An 11,775-nucleotide genomic window follows, 5' to 3' on the forward strand; every position below is an offset into this window, starting at 1 on the left:
GCATTGCCACTTCGTGCGGCAAGCACAATCGCGCTGGCTTCAAGGCCCAGGTCGCTGCGTGTGGCCCAGCCTGGGCCGCTGAGAAAGGTTTCGATGCAGTCATCCTGGCCGCAATAGCAGCGCCGTACCGGGCCGTCCTCGGCGCGGCGCCAGGGCAGAGGGTTGTGGCCCCACTCACCGGTAATCGCATTCGGGCCGCCTAACAGTTGCTTGTTCAGGGCTAATCCACCCCCGACGCCTGTTCCCAGAATAACCCCGAAAACGCTTGCAGCAGCCTCGCCTGCGCCGTCGCAGGCTTCGGAAAGGGTAAAGCAGTCGGCGTCATTGGCCAGCCGGACCGGGCGCTGTAAGCGCTGCTCAAGGTCGGCCTGCAGATCCTCGCCAATCAGGCACTGTGAATTGGCATTCTTGATGCGTCCATGATCGGGCGATCGAGTGCCGGGGATACCGACCCCCAGGCTGCCCTGCTGGCCCAGGTCGCGCTCGCAATCTTCAACTAGGCTGACAATCAGACTGAGCGTTTTTAGATAGTCCCCCTGTGGGGTCGGTGCTCGGCGTCGCAGTACTTGCTGACCCTTTTGAAGGGCAATGATCTCGATTTTGCTGCCACCCAGATCAATACCCAGCTTCATTGATGTGCGCATCATTAACCTTAAGTTACACAGGTTGAGGTCGATAAGAGGTATACATGGAGCCCCTGTTCGGCCATAAATTTGTGACATTGATCACGCTAATCTGCCTGTATTAAGCGTGTTGATCCATGTGCCGTAGGTCGAGCAGCCAGGGACATGCAAGCCGCCATTTGCCATTCTGCGCGGCCACTATGTAGCCTGACACGACAATAATTAGAACTGGAGACGTCCTGTGAAGACCGTGTTGTATCCGGCCATCGCGCTAATGAATCGCCTCAGCTTCGGCACTAAGTTCAGTCTGATCAGTGTTCTGTTCTTTCTGCCCATGCTGGTCACCAACTTCTATCTGGTACGAGACTCCTACCGGCAGTTCATCAGTACTCAAGCGGCCATCGAGAGCATTGATTTGCTCGGTGAGAGCTTGGCGCTGCGGCGTAACCTTGAAGATTTTGTGGACCTTGTTGAAATCAACGCCATGATCGGTCAATCCGGCCAGGCGGGCGACCTAGAAGTGCGCCTAAGCAAGCTGCAGGCTGAAATTGGTGATGAATTGCAAGGCCTGGCTGCAGTGGTGCACGAGGCAGAGCAGATCGAAGAGTTCAATAGCAAGCGTGATGCGCTGATTGCTGAACTGGCCGCGGTTCAGGATGAGACGTCCTTGAGCGGCAAGATTGTTCTGGCGGAAAAACTGCTGGGATCTTCCCAGGTGTTTATCAAGCTTGTCGCCAGCCAGGCGGGCCTCAGTCAGGACCGCGATGGCGACGTAAGGCAGATGGTCGAACTGGTTACAGTTGAAACCCCGAAAGTCACGGCGTCCCTGAGCGAGGGGCGGGCAATTGGTGCTTACTCGCTGGCTCAGGGGTTCCTTAACTCATCTGCCAGCACTGCCTTTGATGAGTTGCTGCTGGAACTGGAAAAGTTGCACGGCGAATACGCTCTGACGCTGCAGTCTTCGCTTAACAGCAGTGCTCAGGCGCGCGCTGTGCTGGCTGATCAGGCCGCCAGCAGCCTGGAGAGCCTGAAAACCAGTGCAGTGTTCTTCGAAGACAAGGTCGTGGTGGCTGACTCGCTGGATACGCCTTGGGCACAGTATTACAGCGATGTCAGCGCGGCCATGGAGCATACCTATCAGCTCAACACCGCGGTGCTGCAGTTCCTCGATAAACAACTGGAAGTACGACTGATCGATAACCGAGCGCAGATGGTGTTGCTGGTGTCGGCGCTCGTGGTGGTATTCCTGCTGATCGTTTATCTCTATAGCGGCTTCTATGTGTCGATTCGCACCACGCTGAAAGCGCTTGGCCAGGTGATGACTCAGGTGGCTGCGGGCGATATGACTGTCAGCTTCAAGGCGCAGAGTCAGGACGAACTGGGTGAGCTTGGCCAGGTGTTCAATGAAACGGTGGGTAAGATCCATCAGCTGATTGAGCGCGTGGGGCTGACTGTGGCCGAGGTTGAGCGTCAGGCAGAGCGCGTGCAGCAGGTCTCTGGTGAAAGTAACCAGGCAGTGGCTGGTCAGCGCGGGCAGATCGACCTCATCGCCACGGCGATGAATCAAATGTCAGCTACCGCCCAGGAAGTTGCCAGCAGTGCCGCGGCCGCAGTGGGTAGCGCGCAGAGTGTGAATGATGAAACGGTCAGCGGTCGTGCGCTGGTTGAGTCCCAGGTGGGCAGTATCCAGCGTCTGGCAGGGGAGATCGATCAGTCGGTGGTGGTGATCAACAAGCTGGCCAGTGATAGTGCGTCGATCAGCCAGGTGCTGGACGTGATCAAGGGCATCGCCGAACAGACCAACCTGCTCGCGCTCAACGCCGCCATTGAGGCCGCGCGTGCCGGCGAACAGGGGCGCGGTTTTGCCGTGGTGGCCGACGAAGTGCGTAACCTGGCCAAGCGTACGCAGCAGTCCACTGAAGAAATCGAATCGATGATCGCCAAGCTGCAAAGTGGTGTCGGCGCGGCTGTCAAGGCGATGAGCACCAGTCATCAGATGGCGGACAACACCGTCAATGAATCAGGCAAGGTGCAGCAGGCGCTGGAGAATATCCTCGGTGCGGTGGGCATGATCGTCGATCAGAACCAGCAGATCGCTACCGCCGCCGAAGAGCAGACAGCCGTCGCGCAGGATATCGACCAGAACATCGTCGAGATCAGCCAGGCCGGTGAGCGTACCGCCGAAGGTGCCAGCCAGACTGAGCAGGCCAGTCGTGAGCTTTCCGTGCTGGTGGCGCGCCTGAAGCAGCTGATTGGTGCGTTCCGCGTCTGATCAGCGGCTGTCCGGCAAAGCCCGCCATTGGCGGGCTTTTTTTGGGCTTGCAATCGCCTTTTGCTGCGTCTTGGTGATGTTGGGGCGGTTGCGTGTTGTGACCGAATTGCATCATTCCATGCGTGGAGCATCAATGTTCCAACCAAATAACTCGGCTGCGTTGCGGCTGCTGGCGCTGGCCAGTTCATCCGCGCTAATGCCGCGTAGTTCGGCCAGGGCCGTGCAAATGTCCGGCAGATATTCCGGACTATTGCGCTGGTTGGGGTACATGGCGGGGGCCATGTCGGGCGAGTCGGTTTCCAGCACGATGGCCTCCAGTGGCAGTTGCGCCACCACCTTGCGCAGCCGCAGTGCCTGTGACCAGGTGGGTGCGCCGCCCAGGCCGAGTCTGAAACCGAGCTTGAGGTATTCGCGGGCTTCTTCAGTGCTGCCGGCAAAGGCATGAATGATGCCGCCACGGGCGGGCTTTAAGCGTTTGAGTGTGGCGATGGTTGCCGCATGAGCGCGGCGCACATGCAGCAGTGCGGGCCGCTCGAATTCGATGGCGAGTTTGAGCTGCGCCTCGAACAGCTGTTGCTGCCGCTCGCGATCAAGCTGTTCGAGAAAGTAGTCCAGGCCGATCTCGCCCACTGCACAGAACTTGGGCTGATCGGCGCAGCGGGTCAGCCACTCACTCAGCTCATTCAGGTGTGCGGTGCGGTGTTCATCCAGGTAAGCCGGGTGCAGGCCAAACGCCGCGTAGAGGCTGTCTTCGGCGTGCACCAGATCCCACACCCGCTGCCAGTTGGCCTGATGCACACCCAGCACCACCAGTCGCTCGACGCCAAGCTGGCGGCAACGGGCCAGCAGCTCACCGCGATCAGCATCGAAGTCGGGGAAGTCCAGGTGGGTGTGGGTGTCGATCAGGCGCATGGTCACATCATACGCCGCCGGGTTGCGTGTGTGGGCCAGCTTGCTGGCGCCAGCAAGCAAGCTTCTACAGAGGCGGCGATATCTTAGTGATGCTCGCGGGTGGCGCGGAATTTGATGTCCGGCCAGCGCTCTTCCATCAGGCTCAGGTTGACCCGTGTCGGGGCCAGGTAGGTGAGGTGGCCGCCGCCATCCAGGGCGAGGTTTTCCACGGCCTTGTTGGAAAATTCCTCAAGTTTTTTCTTGTCGCTGCAGTCGATCCAGCGCGCTGACCATACGGTGATGGGCTCGTAGGCGCATTCGACCTTGTATTCTTCTTTCAGGCGGCTGGCGACCACGTCGAACTGCAGTACACCGACCGCACCAAGGATGATGTCGTTGCTGCGCTCGGGGAAGAACACCTGAGTTGCGCCTTCCTCCGCCAGCTGTTGCAGACCCTGGCGCAGTTGCTTGGATTTCAGCGGGTCTTTCAGGCGCACGCGGCGGAACAGTTCCGGGGCGAAGTGCGGAATACCGGTGAAGCCCAGCGCTTCACCCTCTGTGAAGGTGTCGCCGATCTGGATGGTGCCGTGGTTGTGCAGGCCGATGATGTCGCCGGCAAAGGCCTCCACCAGCATTTCCCGCTCGCTGGAGAAGAAAGTCAGGGCGTCACCGATGCGCACATCTTTGCCGGTGCGCACATGGCGCATTTTCATGCCCTGGCTGTACTTGCCCGAGCAGATGCGCATAAAGGCGATACGGTCGCGGTGCTTGGGGTCCATGTTCGCCTGGATCTTGAACACGAAGCCGGAGAACTTCTCTTCCACCGGCTCCACCGTGCGCTCATGAGCCGCCCGTGGCAACGGCTTGGGTGCCCAGTCGACCACTGCGTCGAGCACATGGTCGACGCCGAAATTGCCCAGCGCGGTGCCGAAGAACACCGGGGTCAGTTGGCCGTTCATGAATTCGTCTTGGTCGAACTCATGGCAGGCACCCTGAACCAGTTCCAACTGCTCAAGGAACCGATCGTATTCATCACCCAAGTGAGCGCGGGCTTCATCCGAGTCGAGTTTTTCGATGATCTTGGTTTCGGTGCGCTCGTGGCCGTGGCCGGGGGTGTAGACGATGATGTAGTCGCCGGCCAGGTGGTAGACGCCTTTGAAATCCTTGTAGCAGCCAATCGGCCAGGTGATCGGCGCGGCTTTGATCTTGAGGACCGCTTCGATCTCGTCGAGCAGCTCAATCGGGTCGCGGATATCACGGTCGAGTTTGTTGACGAAGCTGACAATCGGCGTGTCGCGCAGCCGGCACACGTCCATCAGGGCGATGGTGCGTGGCTCAACGCCTTTACCGCCGTCGAGCACCATCAGGGCGCTGTCCACTGCGGTCAGGGTGCGGTAGGTGTCTTCCGAGAAGTCTTCGTGGCCGGGGGTGTCGAGCAGGTTGATCATGTGCTCGCGATACGGGAACTGCATCACCGAGGTGGTGATCGAGATCCCGCGCTGTTTCTCCATTTCCATCCAGTCGGACGTGGCATGGCGGTCGGATTTACGCGACTTCACCGTGCCGGCCACGGCAATCGCCTTGCCCATCAACAAGAGCTTTTCGGTAATGGTGGTTTTACCGGCGTCGGGGTGGGAGATGATCGCGAATGTGCGGCGTTTGCCGACTTCGGTGGCCTGGAGGGTCATTGTGCGGAATCCGTCGACTGAAGAGTCGGTCTGTCAAAAAAGGCGGCGATTATAACGGTAAACGTCGGCCCGCGCGGCGACCTGTAGTCAGGGGTGCAAAGCGGAGTTTTTGCGTGGTTTGTGCAGCATTCCATAACGGTTTGTTTTGAATATAAAACGTTCAATCAATAAGGCGACAAAGGGGGTCAAAACTACGGCATTTTTTGATTGATCTCGGCTTCCTGTGGCCCTAAAGTTCGCGCCCGAACGTCCATGCTGGCAACGATCCATCCGGCTCAAGTACTGACGACGAGAGGTTGTCCTCTATACAGACAATCCTCGGCGACATGCCTTGGGAAGTAGGCGAACCAAAGTGGGGAAACTGATCAGACGTTCTGCCTGTGCGGACTGGCCGCCAGGTCTCCCTGATGGTGGGTGAGCGACTGTGTTGCAGTGCTCGCCCGCTGAATGTGTTTTAACTGGTTCTGCCCACTGGAGTCCCCGCATGTCGATCAAGGTCGAAGACTATTACGCACCCGCCACTTTTCAGCGCATGAAAGCCTTCGCTGATACCCAGGAAACCCCGTTCGTGCTGATCGACACGTCGATCATCAGCCGGGCCTACGACGACCTGCGCGCCGGGTTTGAGTTCGCCAAGGTGTACTACGCGGTCAAGGCCAACCCGGCGGTCGAGATCATCGACCTGCTCAAGGACAAAGGCTCCAGCTTCGACATCGCCTCGATCTATGAGCTGGATAAAGTGCTGAGCCGAGGCGTAACGCCTGATCGCATCAGTTACGGCAACACCATCAAGAAATCCAAGGACATCCGCTACTTCTTCGAGAAGGGCGTGCGTCTGTATGCCACCGATTCGGAAGCCGACCTGCGCAACATCGCCAAGGCCGCGCCGGGCGCGAAAGTCTATGTGCGCATCCTCACCGAAGGCTCGACCACCGCCGATTGGCCGCTGTCGCGCAAATTCGGTTGCCAGACCGACATGGCCATGGACCTGCTGATCCTCGCCCGTGATCTGGGCCTGGTGCCCTACGGCATCTCTTTCCACGTCGGTTCGCAGCAGCGCGATATCTCGGTGTGGGACGCCGCGATTGCCAAGGTCAAGGTGATCTTCGAGCGCCTGAAAGAAGAAGACGGCATCGAACTCAAGCTGATCAACATGGGCGGCGGCTTCCCGGCCAACTACATCACCCGCACCAACAGCCTGGAAACCTACGCGGAAGAGATCATTCGTTTCCTCAAGGAAGACTTCGGTGATGACCTGCCGGAAATCATCCTCGAGCCGGGCCGTTCGCTGATCGCCAACGCCGGCATTCTGGTCAGCGAGGTGGTGCTGGTGGCGCGCAAGTCGCGCACGGCTGTGGAGCGCTGGGTTTACGTGGATGTGGGCAAGTTCAGCGGCCTGATCGAAACCATGGACGAGTCGATCAAGTTCCCGATCTGGACCGAGAAGAAGGGGGAGGTGGAGGAGGTGGTGATCGCCGGACCGACCTGCGACAGCGCCGATATCATGTACGAGAACTACAAGTACGGCCTGCCGCTCAACCTGTCGATTGGTGACCGCCTGTACTGGCTGTCCACCGGTGCCTACACCACCAGCTACAGCGCCGTGGAGTTCAATGGCTTCCCACCCTTGAAGTCGTTCTACCTGTAAGCTCTGCAGCGGTTCGGCTGTCCAGCAAGGCGCTCATGTTTATGAGCGCCTTGCTCGTTTCTGGCGTGGATATTTGTTTTGCAACCATTGGCCTGGGTCAATGAAGCGACTAAATGGCGCTGTCATAGTCGCGTCTGGCTATTTAGAATCATTTGCAATTAAGTGTGCGGTCAGGTTTCAGGGGAACCCAGTCATGATGTTGAGCATTGCCGATGTGCTGACGCCCGAGCAGGTGCGTGAGTGCCGTCAGGCCTTTGAGCTTGCCAGTTGGCAGGACGGTCGCTTGACCGCCGGTCATCAGGCCGTGAAGGCCAAGGCCAATCAGCAACTGGCCCAGGATGATCCTTTAGCGGTGCAGATTGGCGACTTTATTGTGCAGCGTCTGGGCAACCATCCGCAGTTTGTCTCGGCCGCCTTGCCGCTGAAGGTGTTGCCGCCGCGCTTCAATCGGTACACCGACGGCGGTACGTACGGCAACCATATCGATAATGCGATTTTCAGTGTGCCGGGTACGCTGCATCGGGTGCGCAGCGACCTGTCGGCCACGCTGTTTTTCAGTGATCCGGATGAGTACGAGGGCGGTGAGCTGGTGGTCGAGGACAGTTACGGCAGCCACAGCGTCAAGTTGCCAGCCGGACATCTGGTGCTGTATCCCGGCAGCAGCCTGCACCGCGTCAACCCGGTAACCCGTGGCATGCGCTATGCGGCGTTCTTCTGGATTCAGAGCCTGGTTCGTGATGACACTCAGCGCGGTCTGTTGCTGGAGCTGGATCGTGCGATACAGGCGCTCACCCTTGACGTGCCCGAATCGGCCGAGCTGGCGCGTTTGACTGGGGTTTATCACAACCTGCTGCGCCAGTGGGCCAACACATGACCGGCATGCCGTTGCCAAAACTGACGCAGATCCCGCCGAGTCTCGCGGCTGTGGCGGACTACGAACCCCTGGCCCGTGAGCGCATGAGCACGCAAGCCTGGGCCTACATCGCGGGCGGGGCGGCTGATGAACTGACCCTGGCGGAGAATCAGGCCGCGTTTCAGCGTATTCGTCTGCGCACGCGGGTGCTGGCCGACCTCAGTGGTGGTAACACCCATCTGCAGTTGTTCGGCCAGGCCTTTGCTCACCCGATTTTCCTCGCCCCGGTGGCGTATCAGCAGTTGGCGCATGCTGACGGTGAGCTGGCGACGGTGTTGGCCGCGTCGGCCGTGCAGGCGGGCATGGTGCTGAGCACCCAGGCCAGCGTGGCCCTTGAGGCGGTGGCCGAGCAAGCGCATAGCCCACTGTGGTTTCAGCTGTATATCCAGCCTGATCGAGCGTTTACCGAGGCGTTGGTCAGGCGCGCCGAAGCCGCGAGTTATCAAGCGCTGGTGCTGACGGTGGATGCGCCGGTGAATGGCATGCGCAACCGTGAACAGCGCGCGGGCTTTTCTTTGCCGGGGGGGATTGAAGCCGTCAATCTGCGCGGCATGCAGCCGTTGCATGAGGGAGCGCCGCCCAGTGGTGGTCTTCTGCTCGGTGGTGCATTGCTTGCGGCTGCACCTGGCTGGGCGGATGTGCAATGGCTGCGCTCATTGACGCGCTTGCCAATTCTGCTCAAAGGCGTGATGACTGCCGAGGATGCGCAACGCGCGGTGGCTGAGGGTATCGACGGTCTAATTGTCTCTAACCATGGCGGGCGTACGCTCGACGGCCAACCGGCGAGCATCGAGGTGCTGGCGGAAGTTGCCGCCGCAGTGCAAGGGCGGGTGCCACTGCTGTTAGATGGTGGTATCCGTCGTGGAACGGATGTGTTCAAGGCCCTAGCCCTGGGGGCTGATGCGGTACTGGTCGGGCGGCCTTATGTCTACGGGTTGGCTACTGCTGGGGCCAGCGGGGTGGCGCATGTGGTGCAACTGCTGCGGGCCGAGTTGGAGGTGGCCATGGCGCTGACGGGCTGTCCTGATTTGGCCAGCATCACAGGCGCATGCATCCGGTAAAGCATTGCAGGCCCGGGAACTAAACACGAATAAAAGTGTAAATACCTGTTGCCTGATAATAATTATCAAATAGAATCACGCCTCGTTCAATTTTGGGGATGGTTCTCATGGGTATGGGTACAAAAGCGGGCAGCCTGCCACAGCGTCGTCTTCTGGCTACAGCCATCGGCCTGGCCGTGGCTTCGTGGGCAGGGGCTGGCATGGCGGCTGAGCAGGCTCCGCAAAAGGCCAAAACACCAGTCGAGCTGGGCAGCGTAACGGTCAAGGGCCAGCAGGCCGACGATTACAAAACCGAAAGTTCAGCCTCGGCCAAGTACGCCGTGCCCTTGCTCGACACCCCGCAGACCATCACCGTGGTGCCTCAGGCTCTGCTTAAAGAGCAGAAAGCCCTGAGCATGAAAGAAGTGCTGGCCAACGTTTCTGGCATCACCTTCAACGCCGGTGAGGGCGGTGGTGGCTCGGGCGACAGCATCAACATCCGTGGCTTCAGCGCCAACGCCAACATGCAGATCGACGGCCTGCGCGACAGCTCGCAGAACAACCGCACCGACACCTTCAATATCGAAGCTGTTGAAGTCATCAAAGGTCCTAACTCGGTATTCGGTGGTTCCGGCACAACGGGCGGCAGCATCAACCAGGCCAGCAAGCAGCCGCTTCAGCGTGACTTCACCGAGATCGGTGCCAGCCTGGGTACTGACAACTATCACCGCCTGACTCTGGATACCAACCAGACCCTGGATGGCGTGGGCACCGGCAGCGCCGTGCGCCTCAATCTGATGGCCCATGAGAATGATGTGCCTGGCCGTGATGATGTGGATCGCCAGCGCTGGGGTATTGCACCGTCGCTGCTCTTGGGGCTGAGCGAATCGACACGTCTGACCCTGAGTTACTTCCACCAAACGGACGACAACCTGCCTGATTACGGCGTGCCGGCAATCAATGGCAAGCGCCTGGCGGGTGTGGACCGTGAAAGCTTCTTTGGCTGGCGCAATCTGGACAAGGAAGAAATCGAGAGCGATGCCTTCACGGTCAAACTTGAGCATGACATTAACGACAGTCTGCGCTTGCAGAATCTGACCCGCTATTCGGAAATCCACCGTGACACGGTCGTCTCGGCGGCTCATGTCAACCTTGAGCGTCGGCGTTCAACGACAACGGGTGTTGGTCCAGTGCTGGCGGCCGGCAAATACCTGCCCGCAGGTCCACAGGCCTATGGTCGTGATGTCACCAGCAAAATGCTGATCAATCAGACCAACCTGACCGCCAACTTCGAGACCCTTGGCCTGGCCCACACGCTGGTCAGCGGTGTGGAATTGTCGCGTGAGACCTATGACCGTACTACCTACGCCTATAACTTGGTGTTTCCGGACAGCGGTTATGACCTGAGTAACCCACCCGGTCGTTGGAATGGTCCGACCAATAAGGCTGATAGCGCGAAGACCGAGACGCGCCTGCTCGACCGCGCGCTGTACGCGTTCGACACCATCGCACTGAACGACTACTGGGACCTGAGTCTCGGCCTGCGTTACGACTGGGTGGATGGCGATGCCGATGATCACACCCTGGCGACCAATGCCCGGACGTCCTTCAACTCAAGCGATGAGCATCTGAGCAAGCGTGCGGGGCTGACCTATAAGCCGGCAGAGAATGGGCGTATCTACGTGGCCTATGGCGACTCCTTCAACCCATCCGCCGAGAACCTGGCGACCAGCGGTGCCGGCCTGTCTGCAGCGACTCAGGATCTTGAGCCTGAGAAGAACAAAACCTGGGAGTTGGGCACCAAGTGGGAGTTCCTCGATAGCCGTCTGGGCCTGGATGCAGCGCTGTTCCGTGTGGAAAAGAGCAATGCCCGCGAAACCATGGTTGATGGCAGTACCCAGCTGGCAGGCAAGCAGCGCGTTCAGGGCTTTGAGCTGGGCGCAACCGGACGTGTCACTGATCAGTGGAATGTCTACGCCAACTACACCTTCCTGGACAGCGAGACCCTGGAGGCGGCTGACACGGCTGCAGGTATCGCCCGTGAAGGTCAGGCGTTGGCCAACACCCCGCCTCGCTCGCTCAATCTGTGGACTACCTATGACCTGCCGGCCGGCTGGCGTGTGGGTTACGGCGCGCGTTATGTCAGTGAGCGCAACCTCACTGCCTCCAATGACGGTGTGAAACTGGATGCCTATTGGCTGCATAACGCCATGGTTGGCTACAAGGTCAACAAAGAGCTTGATCTGCAACTCAACCTCAACAACCTGTTTGATAAGGAATATGTTGAGAGCGTGAGAACGCAAGTGGGCACTACGGCGGGTGCTGGCACCACCACGGCGCGTTCTTCGGCCATTGAGTACGGTGCTGCACGTTCTGCAGTGCTGTCGGCGACCTACTCCTTCTGAGTGGCGACGCTAACCCACCGCCGCACGCGATGCGACGGTGGTAATGAGTTAAAGCAGACCCCGGTCACTGCCAGCAGTGACCGGGGTTTTGTTTTGTCTGGCGGGTGTGCGGCGCATCCGGACGTTGCCCGATTGCTTGTGCTGCCTGGTTTGTTTGGCCTGTGATCTGCAGTCTGCCAGCACTGGGCATGAGCGAAGGGTTCGTGGCCGTTTGTCAGCGGTGTGCAGCGATGGGGGCAGCTAAGCCCTGGCGTCGCGGCTTGATCAATAGCGTTCAGGTCGGTCTGTTTCGCCT

General features: G+C 59.4%; 8 protein-coding genes and 1 pseudogene. 6 read left to right on the forward strand and 3 right to left on the reverse strand.

From position 1 onward, the window contains the following. The coding region (locus DBR00_RS20775; RefSeq protein WP_108538048.1) for an ROK family protein at positions 1–644 on the reverse strand (644 nt) is incomplete at its 3' end. Positions 645–1,833: 1,189 nt separating this feature from the next. On the opposite strand from DBR00_RS20775, the pseudogene DBR00_RS21400 reads away from it, so the two are divergent. Beyond that, a pseudogene (locus DBR00_RS21400) lies at positions 1,834–2,037 on the forward strand (HAMP domain-containing protein); the annotation flags it as partial. 153 nt (positions 2,038–2,190) lie between these two features. Beyond that, positions 2,191–2,895, forward strand: coding sequence for a methyl-accepting chemotaxis protein (locus tag DBR00_RS21405; protein WP_371920634.1), 705 nt, complete (start codon positions 2,191–2,193; stop codon positions 2,893–2,895). A 111-nt stretch (positions 2,896–3,006) separates the two neighbouring features. On the opposite strand, the gene DBR00_RS06225 is transcribed toward DBR00_RS21405, so the two are convergent. Both DBR00_RS06225 and DBR00_RS06230 read right to left on the reverse strand, forming a co-directional pair. Next, positions 3,007–3,807: a TatD family hydrolase gene (locus DBR00_RS06225; protein ID WP_108486981.1), complete on the reverse strand. Its 801-nt coding sequence runs from the start codon at positions 3,805–3,807 to the stop codon at positions 3,007–3,009. An 83-nt stretch (positions 3,808–3,890) separates the two neighbouring features. Next, positions 3,891–5,474, reverse strand: a complete 1,584-nt coding sequence (locus DBR00_RS06230; RefSeq protein ID WP_108486948.1) for a peptide chain release factor 3 — start codon at positions 5,472–5,474, stop codon at positions 3,891–3,893. Between the two features lie 484 nt (positions 5,475–5,958). On the opposite strand from DBR00_RS06230, the gene DBR00_RS06235 reads away from it, so the two are divergent. The 4 genes from DBR00_RS06235 to DBR00_RS06250 all read left to right on the forward strand — a co-directional run bounded on the left by DBR00_RS06235 (position 5,959) and on the right by DBR00_RS06250 (position 11,480). Beyond that, a complete protein-coding gene (locus DBR00_RS06235) occupies positions 5,959–7,122 on the forward strand; it encodes a type III PLP-dependent enzyme (protein ID WP_108486949.1) in 1,164 nt (387 codons plus the stop codon). 193 nt (positions 7,123–7,315) lie between these two features. Continuing rightward, positions 7,316–7,996, forward strand: coding sequence for a Fe2+-dependent dioxygenase (locus DBR00_RS06240; RefSeq protein ID WP_108486950.1), 681 nt, complete (start codon positions 7,316–7,318; stop codon positions 7,994–7,996). Positions 7,997–8,001: 5 nt separating this feature from the next. Beyond that, a complete protein-coding gene (locus DBR00_RS06245; RefSeq protein WP_108486951.1) occupies positions 8,002–9,096 on the forward strand; it encodes an alpha-hydroxy acid oxidase in 1,095 nt (364 codons plus the stop codon). A 113-nt stretch (positions 9,097–9,209) separates the two neighbouring features. Beyond that, positions 9,210–11,480, forward strand: a complete 2,271-nt coding sequence (locus tag DBR00_RS06250) for a TonB-dependent siderophore receptor (protein WP_108486982.1) — start codon at positions 9,210–9,212, stop codon at positions 11,478–11,480. Positions 11,481–11,775: the final 295 nt, after the last annotated feature.

The organism is Pseudomonas sp. HMWF032, from assembly GCF_003060885.1.
GTDB lineage: Bacteria > Pseudomonadota > Gammaproteobacteria > Pseudomonadales > Pseudomonadaceae > Aquipseudomonas.